The following is a 20,496-nucleotide window of genomic DNA, read 5'->3' as shown; positions in this document are numbered from 1 at the left end:
TACAGCACCTCAAAACAGGAATTGCGAGTGCCATGATAGGGAGTTAGCGAAGAAGATAAAGGAATATATGGTGATACTTTTATAATCTTAAAGAATATAAAAGACAGCCTGTGATCGCACCGAGAGCCCGGACTACTCGCCGTCTCCCCGGTGCAACCCGGCATTTCCTCTCTCAGAACTTGTAGTTAAGTCCCAGCCCAATCAGTTCCTGAGTACCGAAGTCATTATCCACCAGACGCAAATACTCCAGACTCATGCTGATGTGCTCTTCCATCCCCAGGTCGAAGCCACCACCGTAGGAGGCACCGTCGTCACGCAGGGTTTCGCCATTGAAGTCATTCTCAACATAGCTGTAACCCCCGATCAGATACGGACGGACAGGGCCTGCTAGCGGTGGCGTCAGCCGGGCATACACGCCGTAGTGAAAGTCATTCTCCACCTCCACGCCGCGGTAGGAATCATCACCGAATGCCTTACCGGCATGAACCTCGGCGCTAATCAGCTCGTGCAGTACCATGCCACCACGCAGTGTCAGACCGGTGAGAGTCACATTGCTGACCGAGCCACGATCTATGTTCAGCATATTGACCTGGGCACCAGTGTAAAACTCAGCCTGTGCCGCCGTGCCGGCCAACAACATCCATGCTACGAGCGTTCCGCGAACAATTCCGGTTCTTTTCAACATTCAGCTCTCCTTGGTTTTTCTTATCAGTCCCATCGTGGACGAAATCCACCCACCTATTGAAACGGTCATAGCGTAAAAAGGAAAGTGCCGAGGACAGCAGGATCTTTGACTATCGATTACCGGTGATACGCGATGAATGACGATCGCCACACATATTTACACAACTTAACAAAAGGCAAGGAACGGATACTCACAGGTTTGTCGGACCTGTCAGGTGCCATGCGCGATGACCCGATACGCCATGGCACAAAACTGCCCTCTGACATTCATGCAGGGGGGCATGAATACGCAAAGGAGACTGATCTATGAAAAAGCCAATAACCGCCATGGCCGCACTGCTGTTTACCAGCGCTCTGACCGCCACCGCCATCGCACAGCAGCCTGGCACCACCGGTGCCCCGCAACAAGGCGCTCCGCAGACCCAGAACATGCCTCAGCAGCAGAACCTGCCGGATGCTTCCGACTTTTCCGATTCGGATCTGGATGCATTTGTTGCCACCCAGAAAGACATGGCAGGGATTCAGAAAAAGTATTCCCAGAAGCTGCAAGCCAACCAGGACAAGCCCAAGAAAGCCATGGAGGTTCAGCAGGAAGCCCAGCAGAAAATGGTGGAAGCCGTGCAAGACAACGGCCTGGAACTGGAAAAATACAACCAGATCGTCCGTCTGGCGCAGTATGATGCGGACTTCCGCGCCAGCCTTCAGGCAAAATTGTAATCGTAGGCCTGAAGACAAAAAACGCCGGCTGATGCCGGCGTTTTTTTTGCACAAACCATCAGAAGTTCATGGTTACGCCCAGCCAGTAACGCCGGCCATCTTCCACATAGCCATACTCATCCAGCAAAATTGTCTTGTCGGTGAGGTTATAAATGCCAGTGTTCAGTTTCGCCTGTGGTGACAACCGGAACCCCAGCCCCGCATCCACCAGCATATTGGACGGCGCGATGATGGCACTGCTGGAAGGCCCGGTAGTCGGCTGGCTTTCCTCTCCGCGATAGCGCACCGTTGCCCAGGGCGACACGATGTCCGTGGCCTGCCAGTTGGCCTGCAGACTGGCCAGATGTTCCGGCAACTGGTTCAGCGGTTCTCCCTTGTACTCCCCGGATTTCTGCTCGGAATCCGTATAGGTATAGCTGAGGTTCAGTGTCAGCACTCGATACAGCGTGGTCGACAGGGCTGCTTCTACCCCCCGGGTTACCGCTTCGTCCACGTTGACCCGATAGGTGGGATCGGAGCCGAACTGATTGGCACCGTCGGTGCAAATAGCAATCGGGCAGGCAATGCGGGTAATCTTGTCTTCAAAATCATTATGGAAAACGGTGACGTTCGCCATCAGGCTACGCCCGGCATTGAAGTACAGCCCCAACTCCTTGTTTACTGACGTTTCCGGTTCCAGATCCGGATTACCGTAGATATTGCCACCACGACTCACCTGCCCCCAGTCCGGGGTGATTTCCCGCAATGACGGAGAACGAAAACCGGTGGACACACCCCCTTTCAGGGTCCAGCGAGGGCTGAAGCCCCACACACCATAAAGTCGCGGACTGAAGTGACTACCAAAGTTGTCATCGTCATCCAGCCGTGCCCCGGCTGTGAGAGAGAAAGTATCAGTTAGCATCCATTCGTCTTCTGCGAACAGCGCGTATTTTGCGGTATCGATACGGGTTCGTTCGGAAATCCGGTTGGAGGTCTTGTCGGAGAGCGCTTCCTCAATAAAGTCCGCGCCCATGGTGACCCTGTGATTACCCAGCGGCATGACCAATGACGATTTCGCCGTGGTGTTGGTGATCACCATCTCGCGGTTTTCGTTTTCCGCCCTTTCCCGTTGCACATAGGTATCAGAGGTTCCTATCGCCCAGCGCCCGGTATGGCTCAGCGAGAAGGCTTCGCGGCTGCTGCGATTATCGGAATCTGTACAGCCACCACGACAATAGGTGGCCGGGGCGCTGTAACCGACCAGCGAACGACGACGCTGGTCCACCTGGCTGGCCTCCAGCACAAGGTCATGATCCTTGCTGGGCGTCACCGACACCTTGGCAGTCAGGTTCTTCAGGGATTTTTCTTCAAAGCCGTTTTCAAACAGATCCTCTTCCCGGTCCTGGAAGCGACCGTAAAGCTGTAACCCCACCAGCTCTTCCTTGAGGGGGCCGTTGAGACTGAAATTACCCTGCTTGATATCCCCGGATCGGGAATCATCCTGAATGATGGTGTCCAGCTGCACTGAACCACCCCATTCATCGGCCACCTTGCGGGTGATGATGTTAACGACCCCACCAAGAGCATCGGAACCGTACAGAGTGGACATGGGCCCGCGCACCACTTCGATCCGCTCAATGCTTTGCAAGGGCGGCAACCAGTCCTGCTCGAAACCGGCGCTGCCGTTGGGGCGGGTTTCGCGGGTGGAGACGCGTTTGCCGTCGACGAGGATAAGGGTGTACGACGAAGGCATACCACGCATGACAATATCCGTGCCGCGATCACCGGAACCGCCACCGGTCACAACGACGCCGGGAATATCCCGCAAGGCATCGGTAGCATCCTTGTAATAGCGCTGCTCGATCTGCTCCCGGTTGATTACGCTAATGGAAGCCGGAGCATCTTCCACCTGCTGGGCGTAGCCCCCCGCAGTCACCGAAATCTGGCCAAGCTCGTGGCTGTCCTGCTCTGCCCAGGCGATACCGCTGGTCACCAGCAAAACCAGCCCCAGGTTCCCCAAACGCATTCCCATCTTCCTTATCTCCTCAATAACATCGACAACATGACCAGAGCCCCGGCGCCATTTCTGGCAACCAGGCGCTGATCCCCCCGCAAACGCGGCATAAAGCCGCCTAAGGAATTAATGAACATTATTCACGGGTGATGGTATTGATTCTTGTTTGCATATAAAGGAGATTTACAAACTATACAGCCGCCGGCAATCGCAGATGGACCCGCAGCCCAGGGTCGGCGTTTTCTGCCCACAGTTGGCCGCCAAGCCACTGCACGGAGCGAAAGGCAATGCTCAACCCCAGCCCGAAACCACTGTTGCCGGCACGGGCACTGTCTAGACGGACGAAAGGTGCAAAGATGTCTTCCAGACGATTCGCAGGCACACCTGGCCCCTGATCAGTGACCCACAGGTGCCACCAGTCCCCCTCCCGGGTTCCTGACAGGGAAATCCGCCCCTCCGCCGGAGAATAACGCACCGCATTGCGCACCAGATTTTCCAGTACCTGGGCCAGCGCATTGAGATTACCGCGGACCTGCGCATCGGCAGGAAGATCACAGGGAAAGCGTGACTGGAGCCAGCCACTTTCGAAGGCGGCGTTGTCGCTCACCACATCCCAGAGGGCCAGTAACGAGATCGGCTCCTGCCCACCGTCACCGGATTCCGTATCCTGCCAACCCAGGGTAAGCGTATCGTTGACCAGGGTACGCATCTGCACCAGCTCACGCGCCACCCGCTGCCGTAGCCCCGCCTCATCCAGATCACTCTCCAGCGCCACCGCCAGACGACTGAGTGGCGTGCGTAGCTCATGGGACATATCGTTGAGAAGCTGCCGCTGGGTGGCCAGCATAGCCGACACCTGCTCGGCCATGTGATTGACACTGCGAGCCACATCGCCGAATTCGTCACGACGGTGGCTCAGCGAGGGCTGAACCCGGGCCTGCGGATCATCCTTGAACTGCAGCACCTGATGCTGCAATTCCCGCAGCGGCACACGCACACGCCAGAACAGCAGCAGCCCCAGTATCAGTGCCACCAACGCTGGTAGCCCCACCATCAACAAAGACTTCCAGAGTGGCCAGTCCTGGCCGGGCATGTAACGGGGCGGGAGTTGCATCACCAGACTGCCTTGCTCCGGGCTTTTGGGGAAAGGGACACCGATATAGGGCATGGAGCGATAGCGAAAACTCATCCGCCATTCCAGACCCCGTTGAAACCGCAGGCCGGCCCGTTCTGATTCCGTCAGGGGAATACCACTGAGTGACTGATCATCCTGGCTGACTACCATGATGTTACCGGGTTCGCGATCACCCATGGCAGCAATCCAGTGCTCTACCCCCGCTGCACCGTTCTCCAACCAGGCCTGCTCTGCATCGGCGGCATAACCGCGCAGGGCGCTTTTTGCCTCGTCGCTGAGCAACAGGGCACGGCTGCTGAGAGTACGGTTGAGCCAGTCGCTGAGCGTCACGGTGCACACCGCCGTCACCATCAGCAGCAACGCCAGCCGCCACAACAGAGAATGTCGCCCCAGCATCACAGGTGCTCGGTGATCAGGGTATATCCCTGGCCCCAAACGGTGCGAACAGAGGATTCCGGCGCGCCGGCATCCCGCAACTTGCGACGCAGATGGCTCACATGCAGGTCCAGGCTGCGATCGTGGCGACCACAGCCCCGGTACAACACCGTCTGGTAAAGGAAGGGTTTGCTCAATACCTGGTCATGGTGCTCCAGCAGCACCTGCAGCAAACGAAATTCCGTGGTGGTCAGCCCCAGGTCACGCTGGCGATAACAGGCAGTCTCGGACGGCTCTTCCAGAACCAATCCACCTACCGAATTCGACGACACCGTCCGGTGTCGCTCCATGCTGACCCGGCGCAGCACCGCCTCTACCCGCACCGCCAATTCCGCCATGCTGAACGGCTTGGGCAGATAGTCATCCGCCCCGCCGATCAGCCCCTGAATCCTTGCCTGCTCATCGCCAAGAGCAGACACCACGATCACCGGCACCGGGCTCCTGTGGCGAAGCTGGCCCAGCAACTCCAGGCCATTCAGCCCGGGTAACAGAATATCCAGCAATACCAGATCAAAGTCGCCGGAGGACGCCGCCGCCAGCCCCAGGGTGCCATCCGCACAGAGGGTGACCTGGTATCGGCGCTCGGACAGGAAATCATGGAGATGCGCACTGAGCACAGCATCATCTTCGATGACCAGCAAACGGGAGGGAATTTGGGCAACAGCATTCATTCGCGAATGATAGAAATTATCATTTAACAAATCCAGAATTATTTGAACTTAATTCACTTCCACCAGCACCCCTTACATTCTTTACACCCTTACGGCTGTTTAAAAATAACCATTCTCACTACCATCCCTGCCACCGAAATATGCCGAGCCCTTTCCGTGGTGAACAAGAAACGCAAAGCCTTCTGGTTGAAACAGCTCCACCAGTGGCACTGGATTACCTCGGCCCTTTGCCTGATCAGTCTGCTGCTGTTCAGCATCACCGGGATCACGCTTAACCACGCCAGTGCCATCAGCGCCGACCCGACTATCCGGGAACAGGAAGCCTCCCTGCCCGCCCCTCTACTGGAAGCACTGAGTCTTCACCAGGAGGGCCCCCTACCCGTTCCGGTGCGCGACTGGCTGGACCAGGAGATGCAGATCCGCACCGGTGACAAGACCGCCGAATGGTCGGCCGGGGAAGTCTATCTGGCCTTGCCACGGCCCGGCGGAGACGCCTGGCTGGCCATTGATCTTGATGATGGCTCGGTGCTGGCCGAGCAGACCGACCGGGGCTGGATCGCGTTTTTCAACGACCTGCACAAAGGTCGTCATACCGGCATCGCCTGGTCCTGGTTTATCGACATCTTTGCCGTGGCCAGCCTGCTGTTCTCGCTCACTGGTCTGGGGCTGATGATGCTTCATGCCAAACGACGCCCGGCCACCTGGCCGGTCACCCTGGCCGGGCTGGTGCTGCCCTGGCTGCTGATCGTGGTTTTCATGCATTAACAAGGACAGCCCTATGCGTTTACTTCCTCTCGCACTGTTTTCCCTGCTGGCCAGTTACGCCAGCGCCGACACCTTCCAGGTAGAGGTAGAAGTCCCCCGGCTGCGGGTGGCGGAATACCACGCCCCCTACGTGGCCTTCTGGGTGGAAAACGCCGACCGCAGCACCATCGTGCCTCTGGGTCTGTGGTACGACGATCAGGAAAAGTGGCTCAAGGATATCCGCCAGTGGTGGCGTCGCACCGGCCGGGGCCAGCAAAAGCCCTATGACGGCCTCACCGGCGCCACCCGCAGCCCCGGCAAGCACCAAATGGATTTCAGCGAGTTGCAAAGCCTGCAGAAACTGCCCGCGGGTGAGTACCAATTGGTAGTCGAGGCCTCCCGTGAAGTGGGCGGCCGGGAAGTAGTACGCCTGCCTTTCCAGTGGCCGGCCAGCAACCACCAGCAACAACAGGTTAACGGTACCAGTGAGCTGGGCACCGTCACGCTCAGCGTAAGACCCTGAAGCCCAATAAACTGAAAAGGATAAGCGCCATGAACATCACGCTAAAACGCATCGGCATGCTATCGCTACTGGCAATGGCTCTGCCGGCCAAGGCTCACAAACTCTGGCTGCTACCCAGCCACACCAGTGTCTCCGAACCGCAATGGGTCACCGTGGATGCCAGCATTTCCAACGAAATCTTTGGCGTGGAACGCGCCTACCCGCTGGACAACCTGGAAGTAACCGGACCCGATGGCAAGGCCGCCACCGTGGAGAACCGGCTCGAAGGACATCGTCGCAGTGTCTTCGATGTGAAACTGAACAAACCCGGTAGCTACCGTATCGCGGTGGCCAGGCCCGGTTATTTGCTGATGTACCAGGTGGACGGTGAACGTAAACGCGCCCGCGGCATGGATGCGGACAAGCTGCTTGCCCAACTGCCGGACAATGCCAGCGACGTAACACTGAGCGAAGTCCATAACCGCCTGGAAACCGTAGTTACCCTGGGCGCCCCGACGGCCATCCGGCCCACCGGCAAGGGCATGGAACTGGAAATGCTCACTCACCCTAACGACCTGTACGCCGGTGAAACCGCACAGTGGCGCCTGCTGGTGGACGGCGAACCAGCCTCTGATGTGGAAATGGAACTGGTCCCCGGTGGTACCCGCTACCGCGACAGCCAGGACAACTGGATCGTAACCAGCGACGACAAGGGTATGCTGTCCATCACCTGGCCCCAGGCCGGCCGCTACTACCTGGAAGCCGCCAGCTCTGATGACAAGGTCAGCAACAAGAGAGCCGATCAGCGACGGCTGCAGTATCTGGGGACGGTGGAAGTGTTGCCGATGTGAAGAGAAGCGCTGCAAGCTACAACGCGGTAGGGGCCGAGCCTGACGGCCCGTACCCTGTCCGCGATATTATCCCTAATGCTTCTACGAAGCCGCTGCAGGAACGTAGCGTAGCGGAGTAACGACCGTAGGTCGCCCCGAAGGGTGAGCGTAGCGAATACGGAGCTTGGGCCGCGAACCTTGCGCAACAAGGAAATCGTCCGCAGGACGATCAGGGATCCCAGAGCTCGAGAGATTCCGTTAATTAGCCACCGTAGAGCGCTAATCGCGCCGCCAGCGACGCTCCTACAGCAGCTTTGTGAAGATGACGAAGTCCTGCAGCTTTCCGACGTTTTCCGATCCAACGCTCCTAGCTAGCGGTTAACCCCGTCAAGCAGATCCCGCATTGTGCGCACCGCGTCATCCAGCCCGGACATCACGGCCCGGGCGATGATGCTGTGGCCAATGTTCAGTTCGTTGATGCCGGGAATAGCGGCGATGGGCAGAGTGTTGTGGTAATGCAGACCATGGCCGGCGTTCACCACCAGGCCTTGCTCCAGCGCATAGGCAACACCATCTCGGATTTTCGCCAGTTCCTGCTGCTCGCTGGCCGGGTCCGCCGCATCGGCGTAATGGCCGGTATGAATTTCGATGGTGGGCGCACCACATTCCCGGGCGGCACGGATTTGCGCCGGGTCCGCATCGATAAACAGGGACACATCAATGCCCGCCTGCCCCAGGCGCTGGCAGCACTGGGCAATCCACGCCTGGTTACCCACCACGTCCAACCCACCTTCTGTGGTCAGCTCTTCGCGCTTTTCCGGCACCAGGCAGCAATGGGGCGGCTTGATGCGACAGGCAATGGCGACCATTTCCTCGGTGGCAGCCATTTCCAGGTTCATGCGAGTCTGCAGGGTCTGCGCCAGCAGCTCCACGTCGCGGTCATTGATGTGGCGGCGGTCTTCGCGCAGATGCACAGTAATTCCATCCGCCCCCGCCTGCTCCGCTACCAGCGCAGCCTGCACCGGCTCCGGATAACGGGTGCCACGGGCCTGGCGCAGGGTGGCGATGTGATCGATGTTAACGCCGAGCAATACTCTGGACATGGAATTCCTCAAAAAATCAGCTGCAAGTTACAAGCTTCAAGCTACAACGCGAGTCAGTTTTGTGCCAATCGAAACTGTCTGTGCTCCGCGCTACCAAAATCTGTTCGCCGTGCAAGCATGGGCTCCTACAAAACCATACACCTTAGAAAAAACGGCTGGAAAAATGCATCATAAACCGTGACAAAGGGGCCACAGAATAGCTTCAGCCTGGTTTGCGTTGTGGCTTGTAGCTCATTATTCATTTCTCACGAAACAGCTCACGGCTTTTCAGAGGTTTGTCCCCCAGGTGCGGGGCCAATAACGCCCGGCACAGGTGGAGGGCGGTTTTACGGGCTGACGGTTGCCAGTCGCCGTTGACGATGGCCAGTAAGTCGTTGCCGTGATAACCCTCCTGGGCGGGCAACAGGCCCTGCTGAGGATCCAGCAGGTAGTATCCGTCTGGGCGCAATGCCTCGCCGTGAATATCGTACCCCAGTGCGATGCCGTAGCCCATTTCCTCCACCAGTCCCAACTCGAACTGCCGCAGGGCCACATCCAGCCATTGCCCTTCCGCCAGCGCATTGAGCGCCTGTTCGTAAAGCGGCCAAAGCTCCGGGTGTGGGTCGTCCCGATGCAACAGACGGGTCAGGAGTTCGTTCAGATAAAAGCCGCAGTACAGAGGCTTGCCTTGCAGGGCCAGGCGCGGGCCACGAGGTTCGCAGCCACGAAAGCTGTAAAGTTCGCCGGCGCTTTTCAGTTCGATCCACAGGGGAGTAAAGGGTGCCAACAACGGATCCTTGCGACCGCCTCGCACCACCGCCCCCACACGGCCCAGCGCGGGCACAAACAGCTCCACGATCAGGCTGGTGTTGCGGAAGGGCCGGCGGTGTAACAGCCAGGCCGGTTGCAGGGTGGGGTTCACGGGAAAAGCTCCTAGCTTCTAGCTTCTAGCTTCTAGCTTCTAGCTTCTAGCTTCTAGCTTCTAGCTTCTAGCTTCTAGCTTCTAGCTTTCAGGATGGTGCTTCGCATAAAGCCAAACACAATGTTTTTCTAGCAGCTCGTAGCTATAAGCTCGTCGCTCAATTCCGTTCGTCATAGCCAAGCGAGCGCAACGCCCGCGCGTCGTCGGACCAGCCCGCCTTGATCTTCACCCACAGATTCAGCATCACCTTGCGATCAATCAGGCGTTCAATGTCTTCCCGTGCCTGAGTGCCGATCTGTTTGATGCGGTCACCACCATCACCGATGAGAATCTTTTTCTGGCCACGACGCTCCACCAGGATCGCCGCAGAAACTTCGGTGACACGGGGACCATCTTCCCACATCTCCACTTCCACGCTCACCTGATGGGGCAGTTCCTGGCCCAGCTGGCGCACCACTTTTTCACGAATAATTTCTGCCGCCATGAAGCGCAGGCTGCGGTCGGTGAGCTGATCTTCGTCGTACCAGAACTCCCCTTCCGGCAAGCGCTCGACCAGCGCCTTTTCCAGCTCCATCAGGTTCTGTTCCTTGAGCGCCGACACCGGTATCACCGCATCAAAGGGATAACGCTCGGTAAGCGCTTCAATGTGTGGTAGCAACTGGGCCTTGTCATCCAGGCTGTCCACCTTGTTGATGATCAGCAGCACCGGCATTTCCGGATGTGCGGGCAACAGCGACAGCACGTACTCATCGCCCGGCGTCCACTTGAGACCATCCACCATCATGCACACCACATCCACACCGCTGAGAGTGGAGACTGCAGCTTCGTTCATGGCTCGATTCAGCGCTCGCTCCTGACCGGTATGAATGCCAGGAGTATCGGCAAAGATAATCTGATAGTTGTCACGGGTATGGATACCGTGAATACGGTGACGGGTGGTTTGCGGCTTGCGCGAGGTAATGCTGACCTTCTGCCCGATCAGGTGATTCATCAGGGTAGATTTACCCACGTTGGGCCGCCCAACGATGGAGATCATCCCGCAACGGGTCGGTGTTACGTCAGTCATACTGCTGCTCCAGCCAGCTCAGGACAGTGGCCGCGACCTGCTGTTCGGCCTTGCGGCGACTGGCTCCCTGGGCCTTGAAGGTTTGTTGCATCTGCTCCAGTTCACAGGTCACTTCAAAGGTCTGCGTGGGAGCGAGACCCTCCACCTGAGTGACCTGGTAGGTGGGCAATTCGAATTTGCGGGCCTGCAGCCATTCCTGCAGGCGGGTTTTAGCGTCTTTCTGGGCACTCTGCGGGGTGATGATCTGCAGCCGTTCATCGAACCAGTTCAACACCACTTCTCGGCAAGGTGACTCGCCACCGTCCAGCAGGATGGCACCGATTATCGCTTCCAGAGAATCAGCAAGAATGGAATCGCGGCGAAAACCACCACTTTTCAGTTCGCCACCGCCCAGTACCAGATAATCTCCCAGGCCCAGCTCCCGCGCCACCAAGGCCAGGGTCTGGCCCCGCACCAGGGACGCCCGCATCCGGGTGAGTTGCCCTTCTGCTGCATCCGGGAAGCGCTCAAACAAGGCAATGGAAATGATCTGCCCGAGCTGGGCGTCACCGAGAAATTCCAGGCGTTCGTAGTTACGGTGGCGGCTGACACTGCGATGGGTCAGTGCCAGTGCCAGCAATTCAATATCATTGAAACGATAGCCCAGCCGGGCCATCAACCTGTCGAGATCATTATTCACTGGCGAACGTCTTTGCTGAACTCGTCCTGAAAGGTCATCACGATACTGACGTTGTAGAACATAGGTTCGCGAACCTCGTAATCAGTACTGATTTTAAGGATCCCGCTATCCTTGCTGATTGCAAGATCGTTGGCGCTGATCACATTAACTTGGTTGATTTTAAACCGTTTTCTCAGGGCTTCGCGCACTTCATTGGGTGACATTAACGCGGTCTTGCTATCCTGCATCAGGGACTTGATTGATGAAGATATTGTGTTGTGTTCCATGTAGGCGGGCACCATCCGCAGAGCTGCCGTACCCAATACAACGGCAACAAGCAGAATCACTGCCCAGCCAATCATTGAAATCCCGCGTTGTTGTGATGGCATTGTCATCATTGTTAGTTCGCCTCCACCTTGTCTATGGCGCCATTACGAGAAAAACTGGGTATCGAGAAGATCGGCTTCCAGTGCATCCAGATCAGGAAAGCCTCCCCCACTACCAGCTCTTCCGGGACTATACCCCAGAATCGGCTGTCGTTACTGTTATCCCGGTTGTCGCCCATCACAAAGTAGGCACCTTCCGGGACTTGCCATTCACCTTGAGTCCGGCTCTGTGGCACTTTGCGGCCGGTGAAGGGGTTAATCTTGCCTTCCTGCCATATCAGGTGACGGCTATCACCGAGCTGCTCTACATACTCGCGCCGCCAGGCGCCGGAGCCTTCCCACTCCCGTGCCAACTCACGCGTCACCGGCTCGCCATTGACCGTGACCACGTTATCTTTGACCTGCACGCTATCACCAGGCAGCCCAACCACTCGTTTGATGAAGTTCTGGCTGCGATTTTCCGGAAATTTGAATACCAGAACATCGCCACGCTGGGGCTCGCCGGTCTCGACAATCTTGGTGTTGGTCACCGGCAGGCGCAGGCCGTAAGCGAATTTGTTCACCAGAATGAAGTCGTTCACCTGTAGGGTCGGCAGCATGGAGCCGGACGGGATGGTAAATGGCTCAATGATGAAGGAGCGAATTACCAGCACAACGAAGAAAACGGAAATCAGGGAATTAGAGGTTTCTACCGCCCCTTCCACACGCCCGCCTTTCTGCTTGAGCTTAAAGATCTTGTCGATCACCCAGACCGAAACAGTGAACAGCAGCGCCAGGGAAAGCCAGAAACCAATATCGATATCCATCAATCATCCACCTTGAGTACTGCAAGGAACGCTTCCTGGGGGATTTCCACATTCCCCACCTGCTTCATGCGCTTCTTACCTTCTTTCTGTTTCTGCAGCAGCTTTTTCTTACGCGATACGTCACCGCCGTAGCACTTCGCGGTCACGTTCTTGCGCAACGCCTTGACTGTCTGGCGGGCGATGACCTTGTTGCCGATGGCCGCCTGAATAGCCACATCGAACATCTGCCTCGGCACCAGTTCCTTCATCTTTTCGCACAGAGCCCGGCCACGATAGGCGGACTGGTCCAGGTGACAGATCATTGCCAGAGCATCCACCTTGTCACCGTTGATCAGTACATCCACCCGCACCAGCTTGGTGGCTTCAAAGCGCTCGAAGGCATAATCCATGGAGGCAAAACCCCGACTCACGGACTTGATGCGGTCGAAGAAATCCAGCACCACTTCGGCCATGGGAATGTCGTAGGTCAGCGCCACCTGTTTGCCCAGATACTGCATGTTGATCTGTGAGCCCCGGCGCTCCACGCACAAGGTAATCACATTGCCCACAAACTCCTGGGGAACCAGGATGTTGACGCGGGCGATGGGCTCACGGAATTCCTCAATTTTGTTGGCGTCCGGCAGCTTTGAGGGGTTATCCACGTAAAGCACGCTTTCATCGACCTGCATGATTTCATAGACCACCGTGGGGGCGGTGGTGATCAGGTCCAGGTCGTATTCGCGCTCCAGGCGCTCCTGGATGATCTCCATGTGCAGCATGCCCAGAAAGCCCACCCGGAAACCGAAGCCCAGGGCATCGGAGGTTTCCGGTTCATAGAACAGCGAGGCATCGTTGAGGGTCAGCTTGGCCAGCGCATCACGAAAGTCTTCGTAATCATCGGCACTGACCGGGAACATGCCCGCATAGACCTGCGGCTTCACTTTCTTGAAGCCCGGCAGCGCCGGCACATCCGGGGTCTTGGCAAGGGTCAGGGTATCGCCCACCGGCGCGCCATGAATATCCTTGATGCTGCCGCTCACCCAGCCCACTTCCCCGGCTTCCAGGTGTTTGGTCTCGGTCCGTTTTGGCGTAAAGATGCCGAGCTGATCCACCACATGGGTCTGGCCGGTGGATTTCACCAGAATCTTGTCACCCTTCTTCAGGCGGCCATGCTTCATACGCACCAGGGAAATCACACCCAGATAGTTGTCGAACCAGGAATCAATGATCAGCGCCTGCATATTCCCTTCCCGCTCGCCTTCCGGGGCGGGAATGCGCTCCACCAGCTGCTCCAGCAGGTCATCCACGCCAACCCCGGTCTTGGCGGACACCCGGCAAGCATCGTGGGCATTCAGGCCGATGATCTCTTCGATCTCGTTGATCACCATATCCGGCTCTGCCTGAGGCAGGTCAATCTTGTTGAGCACCGGCAGCACTTCCAGGTCCTGCTCGATGGCGGTGTAGCAGTTGGCCACCGACTGGGCTTCTACGCCCTGGGCCGCATCCACCACCAGCAAGGCCCCTTCACAGGCAGACAGAGAACGGGATACCTCATAGGAGAAATCCACGTGGCCCGGGGTATCAATGAAATTCAGCTGGTAGGTTTCCCCATCCCGGGCCTTGTAATAGAGCGTCACGCTCTGGGCCTTGATAGTGATGCCCCGCTCACGCTCCAGCTCCATGGAATCGAGCACCTGCTCTTTCAGCTCGCGCTGGGTCAGCCCCCCGCAGACCTGGATGAAGCGGTCCGCCAGGGTGGATTTGCCATGGTCGATGTGGGCGATGATGGAGAAGTTGCGAATATTCTTGATGTCAGTCATAGGGCCTGTTGCACAAAAGAGGGTTGCCGGGAAAACGGCACGCAGTGGGGCGCGATTCTAGCCTGAACGGGAGGGGGTTGCACGGGGGTTGGTGATCCTGGGCCCACCAGGGCATCAGGAGCACTTGCATGGGAAGGGGCCGAGGCCCGATTCGCCATGCAAGCATAGCTCCAACAACAGTCAGCCTCAGGGCAGCTTGATGGGCAGGAAACGGGGGTTGCCGCCCCGGTTGATCAGAGCGGCAACGGTGCCGCTCTCGGGCAGGCCCGCCACCACCTCACTGAAGGATTCCGGGTCATTCACCGCTTTATTGTTCAGCGTCACCAGAATATCCCCACTGGCAATGCCTGCCTTCGCGGCTGGGCCGTCCCCCACCTCGGCGACGATCACCCCGGCTTTCAGATCCAGGCGGCTCAGTTCGGCGGCGCTGGCAGCGCGCACTTTCAGCCCCAGGGCATTGGCGCCATCCGGCGCAGCCTGGCCGGCAGCACCACGCAGGGCCATCTCCGGGTCGTCCGGCAGCAGGCCGATAGTCACTTCCAGTTTCTTTTCCTTACCGTCACGAATGACCACCATGTCGGCATCCGTTTCCGGTTTCACCCGACCAACCCAGCGAGGCAGCTCGGAGGAGCGATAGATGGTTTCGCCGTTGAACGAGACAATAATGTCACCGGCCTGGATACCGGCCGCCTCAGCGGGGGAGTCTTCCAGCACCTGGGAGACCAGCGCCCCTTTCGGCTGATCCAGCCCGAAAGATTCCGCCAGATCACGATCCACTTCCTGAATCAGCACCCCGAGCCAGCCACGGCTAACCTTGCCGTACTCCTTGATCTGGCTGACCACATCCATGGCCATATCAATGGGAATGGCAAAACTGACCCCCATATAGCCACCGGAGCGACTGAAGATCTGGGAATTGATGCCCACCACTTCACCACTCAGGTTAAATAGCGGGCCGCCACTGTTGCCCGGGTTGATGGCCACATCGGTCTGAATAAAGGGCACATAGCTGTCATTGGGCAGGCTGCGGCCCTTGGCGCTGACAATCCCGGCGGTGACACTGCTGTCAAAGCCGAAAGGCGCACCGATGGCCAGCACCCACTCGCCGACCTTGAGATCGTCGGAGGAGCCGATATTCACCACCGGCAGATCTTCACCGTCCAGCTTCAGCAGAGCCAGATCGCTCTGTTCGTCGGCGCCGATCAGCTCGGCCTTCAGCTCACGGCGATCCTGCAGACGTACAATGATTTCATCCGCCTCGGCCACCACATGGTTATTGGTCAGTACATAGCCATCCGCGGAAATGATGAAGCCGGACCCCAGTGAACGGGCCTCTCGCTCCTGCGGCATGGAGGGCACGCCGTCTTCACCGCCGAACTGTTCAAAAAAGCGACGAAATAATTCCGGCAATTGATCAAGCTGATCGCGAACAGATTCTTCACTCTGACGAGTAATGGTGCTGATATTCACCACCGCCGGGCCTTCTTTCTCCACCAGGCGGGTGAAATCCGGCAGACCGGTTACCAGCGGTTCCGCCCGCTCCCGGGAGGCCTTGCTATCCGGCTCGGTACAGGCCACCAACAGGCCCGTGAAAATCACCAGACACAGTATCGCCACTCGCTGAAATCCGCTCATTGGGCTCTCCTTTTATTTTGCAGGCTGCACCACAACCGCCTGGCAACCGTCGTCCCCGGATGTCACCAGATACGGCTGATAAGCCCGATTATGGCTCGCGCTTCGGCTCAGTACACGGTTGATGACAAACCCCAACACCAGGCCGCCCATGCCAAACAGGGCCGATGCATCAAATGCCGTCACCGGCAGCAACGTCCCCAGCACAGCCCCGCCGACCAGAAGAGCCAGCGGTAGGCCATAGACCCACAGGGCGCCACGCATGAGCGCGCCTTCCGGCAGTGCCAGTTGCACCGTATCGCCGACCTGATGAATCTCACGGGAAGAAACAGGAACACGCAGGTGGGCACGCTGCCCGCTCTGCTGTTGATTGACAAGATGGTGGCCGCATCCGGCCTTGGCCTTACAGGCGCCGCAGGTTGAGGCACGCACAGTCTCAACCCAGATGGCCTCGGCTTCCACCGCTACCACTGTGCCCTGCTCCAGCAGCATTACGGTTGACTATCCCTGACGCTGATGCCATCGATCACGCGCAGCGCCGTACTCTGCGGCACTTCACCGACCAGGGTCACCAGATAAACACCGCTGGGGGCGGCCAGGCGGCGGCTTACCGCTACCGTGGGTCCAACCCGGCTGACACCCTCTTCCACGCTGTTCTCGCCAATGGCTTCCACGAACACCGTAAAGGCCGCCAGGCCATCACTGAAACCACGGGCCGCCACCGGCGCGCGATCCGTTGCCGCCTGCCGCCAATCCTGCTTCATGGCCCGGAAACCGGCCGGTAACCACTCAGGGGTAACCGCCAGTTTCATGGAAGGGTGAGACTCGGCCACCGGGGCCAGTGCCTTTTCATGGCGAGCTTCCGGCACAGCGAAATGGTCGAGGCCCAGCTGCGGCGACAAGGTGAGAGTGACAAATTCCACCCGCTCCAGGGCGACACCACTCCCATCCACGATTTCGGATTTGAGCAGCAGGCGGGATTCCTGATCCAGCCACAGACGATAACCGTAACGATGGGTATCCAGCGGCGCCACCCGCATGCGCGTGGCATGGCGGCCCGCTACCCGGCCATCGCCATCCACCAGAATGTTGTACTGTTCCGGGAGATCACTGGCCAGGCGATCACCCAATGCCAAGGGGCCGGCTTGCTGACTATTAAGACGGGTGAGACTGCGATCCGGGTGCAGACAGAGCACCTCATCGCCACGGCGAATCACTTCCACCAGGCGCCCATCAAGATGGGTCAGGCGCTGGTACTGTCGACCATCGATAACCGCATGGCTGACTTCCATGGTGCTGATTTCAGCACCGAACTGGTAAAGAAAGCGACCGGTGTAATTCAGGGAACGGTTGGCCTCGGCCATGGCCTGGAGCTGGTTGTGCGCCGACGAATCATCCGCCAGCGCCACCAGGGGCGTACAAAGAGACAGGGAAAGAGCGAGTACGCGCAGCATCATCCGTTAGCGGGCTCCACTGCGTGCGTCCATGCTGACCAGGCGAGCAAAAGGCATCATCCCCTGGCCACTGTTGCGGGCCGCAAACTCGCTATGCCGCAGCAGCATGTCATTGCCACGGGGCTGGACCTGAGCTGCCGGTGTCGCCACTGGAGTGGTGCCATTAAAAGACCGGGATACCAGCGACGCCTCCGCAAACGGACGGCTCATGCGACTATCTTGGGCCGACGCCATCACCGGCGCAGCACCGGTAGACTGGGTTGCCTCCCAGCTCTGCCAGCCCACCACCGTAGCCGCAGCCACGGACGCGGCCACCGCCAGGCGGCTCACGCTACCCAGCCAGGCCGGACGTCGCGACGGCGCCTGTTCCGCAGCCAATGCCGCAGACAGGCTGGCGTTGAAGCCCGCCGGCACACTCGTGGATGGCTGTTTATGCATCACATCCCGAGCAAGCTGCCAACGAGACAGTGCATCCAGATCGGCATTGTCGATATCACGCATTACCCGACGGGTTTCCAGCTCGCTGGTTTCCCCATCAAGGAAAGCAGACAGTGTTTCCAGGTCCCTGCTCATACACTCACCCTTTGTCGCCACGCTGGGAGCCCAAAAGCGGGCGCACAGCTGTATCAATTGCTTCCCGGGCCCGGAAGATGCGGGAACGAACAGTTCCCACCGGGCATTCCATTACCGCCGCGATGTCCTCATAGCTGAGACCCTCGAATTCACGCAGGGTCACGGCAGTTTTCAGTTCATGGGGCAGCTCTTCGATGGCTCGATGGATGACTGCCTCCAGTTCCTGTGACAACACGAGGGACTCCGGGGTTCCAATCTCGTGCAGCATTTCTGCACCGGCGTACTGCTCTGCCTCGGCGGCATCCAGGTCAGAGCCGGGCGGCCGCCGACCGGCGGCCACCAAATGGTTCTTGGCGGTATTCACGGCAATACGATAAAGCCAAGTGTAAAAAGCACTATCACCCCGGAAACGGGGCAAGGCACGCCAGGCTTTAAGAAAGGCTTCCTGGGCCACGTCCTGCACTTCATCCGAGTCACGCACATAGCGGCTGATCAGGGCGAAAATACGCTGCTGATATTTACGCACCAGCACTTCAAAGGCACGCTGATCGCCGGTTTTGGCTTTTTTGACCAACTCTTCGTCTGACACCGATCCCCCGGATCTTTCGCGAAACGCGGATATAAGGCAATGACTGAAATTTCAGTCAATTAAAGCAGGCCATTGTAGCAGGTGTGAGGGTCGCGGCTATACTATAGGGCCGCTTTACCGCCCTTTTCACATTGCTTGAACATTTGTTCAGGCGCTCTAAGGATTGTTCATGGCCACCTTCCGACACGATGTACTCATCATTGGTTCCGGAGCCGCAGGATTAACTACCGCCCTGCGCCTCCCTGATGATTGCCGGATCGCCCTGTTATCCAAAGGCGAGCTGACCAGCGCCAGCACCTACTACGCTCAGGGCGGTGTCGCCGCGGTGCTCGATCAGGAGGATTCCCTGGAAAGCCATGTGGCCGATACGCACGTGGCCGGGGGCGGCCTGTGCCATGACGATGCGGTGCGCTACACCGTGGAAAACGGCCCCGATGCGATCCGCTGGCTGATTGATCTGGGAGTCGACTTCACCCGCCTGGCCGGCAACAACGAGGGATCCCTGCCCTATCACCTGACCCGCGAAGGCGGCCACAGCCATCGGCGCATCATTCACGCCGCCGATGCCACCGGCAAGGCCATCTCCGGCACCCTGATCGACCAGGTGCGCAACCGCCCCAATGTCACCCGCTTCGAATACCGGGTGGCGGTAGATCTGATCCTGCAGGAGCATAACGGCGAAAAACGTTGTTGTGGCGCCTATGTGCACAATATCGATACCGGCGAAACCGATGTCATCCTGGCCCGCGCCGTGGTGCTGGCCACCGGCGGCGCCTCCAAGGTGTACCTTTATACCTCCAACCCGGACGTGGCCACCGGCGACGGCATCGCCATGGCCTGGCGTGCCGGCTGCCGGGTGGCCAACATGGAATTCATGCAGTTCCACCCCACCTGCCTGTACCACCCCAAGGCCAAGAGCTTCCTGGTCACCGAGGCCATTCGCGGCGAAGGTGGCCACCTGCTGCTGCCCAGCGGCGAGCGCTTCATGCATCGCTTTGACGAGCGCGGCGAACTGGCCCCCCGGGACGTGGTGGCCCGCGCCATCGACCATGAGATGAAACGCCTGGGCGCCGACTGCCTGTACCTGGACATCAGCCACAAGCCGGCTGATTTCATCATCGAGCATTTCCCCACCGTCTACGCCAAGTGCCTGCAACTGGGCCTGGATATCACCCGCGACCCCATGCCGGTGGTACCCGCCGCCCACTACACCTGCGGCGGCGTGATGATCAACGAAACCGGCCAGACCGACCTGCCCGGCCTCTACGCCATCGGCGAAACCAGTTTCACAGGCCTGCACGGCGCCAACCGCATGGCCAGCAACTCCCTGCTGGAATGCATGGTCTACGGCAAGGCCTCCGCCGAACACATCGGCGCCACCCTGGCCGGCGTACCGGAACCACGCGAGCACAAGGAATGGGACGAATCCCAGGTCACTGATTCCGATGAGGATGTGGTGATCAGCCACAACTGGGACGAGCTACGCCGCTTCATGTGGGATTACGTGGGCATCGTGCGCACCGAAAAACGCCTGCAGCGCGCCCAGCACCGGGTGGACATGCTGAAAAGTGAAATTGCCGAGTACTACAGCAACTACCACATCAGCAACGACCTGCTGGAACTGCGCAACCTGGTCGTCATCGCCGAACTAATCATCCTCTCCGCCATGCAACGCAAGGAAAGCCGGGGGCTGCATTTCATGCGTGACTTCCCGGGAGTGAATGACGAGGCGGTGGATACGGTGCTGACACCGCCAATCAGTTGACATTTGATAGTGGACAGTTGACAGCTAAAACCCGCGATTGAGATTTCCTGTTT

General features: G+C 58.5%; 21 protein-coding genes. 5 read left to right on the top strand and 16 right to left on the bottom strand.

From position 1 onward, the window contains the following. Window positions 1-172: 172 nt before the first annotated feature. Window positions 173-685: an outer membrane beta-barrel protein gene (locus tag ACMG4M_RS07230; RefSeq protein WP_414431038.1), complete on the bottom strand. Its 513-nt coding sequence runs from the start codon at window positions 683-685 to the stop codon at window positions 173-175. 305 nt (window positions 686-990) lie between these two features. On the opposite strand from ACMG4M_RS07230, the gene ACMG4M_RS07225 reads away from it, so the two are divergent. Next, window positions 991-1,401: a DUF4168 domain-containing protein gene (locus ACMG4M_RS07225; RefSeq protein WP_035247522.1), complete on the top strand. Its 411-nt coding sequence runs from the start codon at window positions 991-993 to the stop codon at window positions 1,399-1,401. Between the two features lie 58 nt (window positions 1,402-1,459). On the opposite strand, the gene ACMG4M_RS07220 is transcribed toward ACMG4M_RS07225, so the two are convergent. The 3 genes from ACMG4M_RS07220 to ACMG4M_RS07210 all read right to left on the bottom strand — a co-directional run bounded on the left by ACMG4M_RS07220 (window position 1,460) and on the right by ACMG4M_RS07210 (window position 5,635). After that, the gene (locus tag ACMG4M_RS07220; RefSeq protein WP_414431037.1) at window positions 1,460-3,406 is read right to left on the bottom strand and encodes a ligand-gated channel protein; all 1,947 of its coding nucleotides are present in this window, start codon (window positions 3,404-3,406) and stop codon (window positions 1,460-1,462) included. 178 nt (window positions 3,407-3,584) lie between these two features. Further along, window positions 3,585-4,925 (bottom strand): sensor histidine kinase, encoded by a 1,341-nt coding sequence (locus tag ACMG4M_RS07215; RefSeq protein WP_035247527.1) that lies wholly within the window; start codon window positions 4,923-4,925, stop codon window positions 3,585-3,587. Beyond that, window positions 4,925-5,635, bottom strand: a complete 711-nt coding sequence (locus ACMG4M_RS07210; protein ID WP_272975428.1) for a response regulator transcription factor — start codon at window positions 5,633-5,635, stop codon at window positions 4,925-4,927. Before ACMG4M_RS07210 ends, ACMG4M_RS07215 begins: the two co-directional genes overlap by 1 nt. A 156-nt stretch (window positions 5,636-5,791) precedes the next feature. Here ACMG4M_RS07210 and ACMG4M_RS07205 point away from each other — a divergent pair, with 156 nt between their 5' ends. From ACMG4M_RS07205 to ACMG4M_RS07195, 3 genes are read left to right on the top strand one after another with little or no spacing between them, the layout of a single operon-like run. Further along, window positions 5,792-6,400: a PepSY-associated TM helix domain-containing protein gene (locus ACMG4M_RS07205; RefSeq protein ID WP_232222057.1), complete on the top strand. Its 609-nt coding sequence runs from the start codon at window positions 5,792-5,794 to the stop codon at window positions 6,398-6,400. A gap of 13 nt (window positions 6,401-6,413) precedes the next feature. After that, window positions 6,414-6,902: a DUF2271 domain-containing protein gene (locus tag ACMG4M_RS07200; RefSeq protein ID WP_272963128.1), complete on the top strand. Its 489-nt coding sequence runs from the start codon at window positions 6,414-6,416 to the stop codon at window positions 6,900-6,902. 29 nt (window positions 6,903-6,931) lie between these two features. Continuing rightward, a complete protein-coding gene (locus tag ACMG4M_RS07195) occupies window positions 6,932-7,732 on the top strand; it encodes a DUF4198 domain-containing protein (protein WP_414431036.1) in 801 nt (266 codons plus the stop codon). A 350-nt stretch (window positions 7,733-8,082) separates the two neighbouring features. Here ACMG4M_RS07195 and pdxJ read toward each other — a convergent pair whose 3' ends face one another. The 12 genes from pdxJ to rpoE form a co-directional block, all read right to left on the bottom strand. Beyond that, window positions 8,083-8,814 carry a pyridoxine 5'-phosphate synthase gene (gene pdxJ, locus ACMG4M_RS07190; RefSeq protein ID WP_414431035.1) on the bottom strand — a complete coding sequence of 244 codons (732 nt, stop codon included), beginning with the start codon at window positions 8,812-8,814 and terminating at the stop codon, window positions 8,083-8,085. A gap of 238 nt (window positions 8,815-9,052) precedes the next feature. Then, window positions 9,053-9,715 carry a DNA repair protein RecO gene (recO, locus tag ACMG4M_RS07185; protein ID WP_272963130.1) on the bottom strand — a complete coding sequence of 221 codons (663 nt, stop codon included), beginning with the start codon at window positions 9,713-9,715 and terminating at the stop codon, window positions 9,053-9,055. 157 nt (window positions 9,716-9,872) lie between these two features. After that, window positions 9,873-10,781 carry a GTPase Era gene (gene era, locus ACMG4M_RS07180; protein ID WP_035247543.1) on the bottom strand — a complete coding sequence of 303 codons (909 nt, stop codon included), beginning with the start codon at window positions 10,779-10,781 and terminating at the stop codon, window positions 9,873-9,875. Continuing rightward, entirely contained in the window at window positions 10,774-11,460 is a 687-nt protein-coding gene (gene rnc, locus ACMG4M_RS07175) for a ribonuclease III (protein WP_414431034.1), read from the bottom strand. Before rnc ends, era begins: the two co-directional genes overlap by 8 nt. Beyond that, complete coding sequence (locus ACMG4M_RS07170) at window positions 11,457-11,837, bottom strand: DUF4845 domain-containing protein (protein WP_272963132.1); 381 nt, start codon at window positions 11,835-11,837, stop codon at window positions 11,457-11,459. Before ACMG4M_RS07170 ends, rnc begins: the two co-directional genes overlap by 4 nt. Before the next feature lie 2 nt (window positions 11,838-11,839). Then, entirely contained in the window at window positions 11,840-12,631 is a 792-nt protein-coding gene (gene lepB, locus ACMG4M_RS07165; protein ID WP_035247549.1) for a signal peptidase I, read from the bottom strand. After that, complete coding sequence (gene lepA, locus ACMG4M_RS07160) at window positions 12,631-14,430, bottom strand: translation elongation factor 4 (protein ID WP_414431033.1); 1,800 nt, start codon at window positions 14,428-14,430, stop codon at window positions 12,631-12,633. The genes lepB and lepA overlap by 1 nt, the downstream gene beginning before the upstream one ends. A 186-nt stretch (window positions 14,431-14,616) precedes the next feature. Continuing rightward, the gene (locus ACMG4M_RS07155; protein ID WP_414431032.1) at window positions 14,617-16,065 is read right to left on the bottom strand and encodes a DegQ family serine endoprotease; all 1,449 of its coding nucleotides are present in this window, start codon (window positions 16,063-16,065) and stop codon (window positions 14,617-14,619) included. Window positions 16,066-16,077: 12 nt separating this feature from the next. Beyond that, on the bottom strand, window positions 16,078-16,554 hold the full coding sequence (locus tag ACMG4M_RS07150; protein WP_035247553.1) for a SoxR reducing system RseC family protein: 477 nt from the start codon (window positions 16,552-16,554) through the stop codon (window positions 16,078-16,080). Continuing rightward, a complete protein-coding gene (locus tag ACMG4M_RS07145; protein WP_084573457.1) occupies window positions 16,554-17,519 on the bottom strand; it encodes a MucB/RseB C-terminal domain-containing protein in 966 nt (321 codons plus the stop codon). Before ACMG4M_RS07145 ends, ACMG4M_RS07150 begins: the two co-directional genes overlap by 1 nt. 3 nt (window positions 17,520-17,522) lie before the next feature. Then, entirely contained in the window at window positions 17,523-18,089 is a 567-nt protein-coding gene (locus tag ACMG4M_RS07140) for a sigma-E factor negative regulatory protein (protein ID WP_035247556.1), read from the bottom strand. Window positions 18,090-18,093: 4 nt separating this feature from the next. Then, window positions 18,094-18,678 carry an RNA polymerase sigma factor RpoE gene (gene rpoE, locus ACMG4M_RS07135; RefSeq protein ID WP_035247559.1) on the bottom strand — a complete coding sequence of 195 codons (585 nt, stop codon included), beginning with the start codon at window positions 18,676-18,678 and terminating at the stop codon, window positions 18,094-18,096. A 169-nt stretch (window positions 18,679-18,847) separates the two neighbouring features. Here rpoE and nadB point away from each other — a divergent pair, with 169 nt between their 5' ends. Next, window positions 18,848-20,443 carry an L-aspartate oxidase gene (gene nadB / locus ACMG4M_RS07130; RefSeq protein WP_035247561.1) on the top strand — a complete coding sequence of 532 codons (1,596 nt, stop codon included), beginning with the start codon at window positions 18,848-18,850 and terminating at the stop codon, window positions 20,441-20,443. The last annotated feature ends 53 nt before the right edge of the window (window positions 20,444-20,496 follow it).

The organism is Alcanivorax sp. IL3, from assembly GCF_047495465.1.
Lineage (GTDB): Bacteria > Pseudomonadota > Gammaproteobacteria > Pseudomonadales > Alcanivoracaceae > Alcanivorax > Alcanivorax jadensis.
Note: the sequence above shows the minus strand (reverse complement) of the source record. Positions and strands in the feature narration are given on the sequence as shown.

Bases quoted from the DNA above. Each gene is read 5' to 3' on its own strand.
- ACMG4M_RS07230 (WP_414431038.1), bottom strand. From the start codon at position 685: ATGTTGAAAAGAACCGGAATTGTTCGCGGAACGCTCGTAGCATGGATG.
- ACMG4M_RS07225 (WP_035247522.1), top strand. From the start codon at position 991: ATGAAAAAGCCAATAACCGCCATGGCCGCACTGCTGTTTACCAGCGCT.
- ACMG4M_RS07220 (WP_414431037.1), bottom strand. From the start codon at position 3,406: ATGCGTTTGGGGAACCTGGGGCTGGTTTTGCTGGTGACCAGCGGTATC.
- ACMG4M_RS07215 (WP_035247527.1), bottom strand. From the start codon at position 4,925: ATGCTGGGGCGACATTCTCTGTTGTGGCGGCTGGCGTTGCTGCTGATG.
- ACMG4M_RS07210 (WP_272975428.1), bottom strand. From the start codon at position 5,635: ATGAATGCTGTTGCCCAAATTCCCTCCCGTTTGCTGGTCATCGAAGAT.
- ACMG4M_RS07200 (WP_272963128.1), top strand. From the start codon at position 6,414: ATGCGTTTACTTCCTCTCGCACTGTTTTCCCTGCTGGCCAGTTACGCC.
- ACMG4M_RS07195 (WP_414431036.1), top strand. From the start codon at position 6,932: ATGAACATCACGCTAAAACGCATCGGCATGCTATCGCTACTGGCAATG.
- pdxJ (WP_414431035.1), bottom strand. From the start codon at position 8,814: ATGTCCAGAGTATTGCTCGGCGTTAACATCGATCACATCGCCACCCTG.
- era (WP_035247543.1), bottom strand. From the start codon at position 10,781: ATGACTGACGTAACACCGACCCGTTGCGGGATGATCTCCATCGTTGGG.
- ACMG4M_RS07170 (WP_272963132.1), bottom strand. From the start codon at position 11,837: ATGATGACAATGCCATCACAACAACGCGGGATTTCAATGATTGGCTGG.
- lepB (WP_035247549.1), bottom strand. From the start codon at position 12,631: ATGGATATCGATATTGGTTTCTGGCTTTCCCTGGCGCTGCTGTTCACT.
- lepA (WP_414431033.1), bottom strand. From the start codon at position 14,430: ATGACTGACATCAAGAATATTCGCAACTTCTCCATCATCGCCCACATC.
- ACMG4M_RS07155 (WP_414431032.1), bottom strand. From the start codon at position 16,065: ATGAGCGGATTTCAGCGAGTGGCGATACTGTGTCTGGTGATTTTCACG.
- ACMG4M_RS07150 (WP_035247553.1), bottom strand. From the start codon at position 16,554: ATGCTGCTGGAGCAGGGCACAGTGGTAGCGGTGGAAGCCGAGGCCATC.
- ACMG4M_RS07145 (WP_084573457.1), bottom strand. From the start codon at position 17,519: ATGATGCTGCGCGTACTCGCTCTTTCCCTGTCTCTTTGTACGCCCCTG.
- ACMG4M_RS07140 (WP_035247556.1), bottom strand. From the start codon at position 18,089: ATGAGCAGGGACCTGGAAACACTGTCTGCTTTCCTTGATGGGGAAACC.
- nadB (WP_035247561.1), top strand. From the start codon at position 18,848: ATGGCCACCTTCCGACACGATGTACTCATCATTGGTTCCGGAGCCGCA.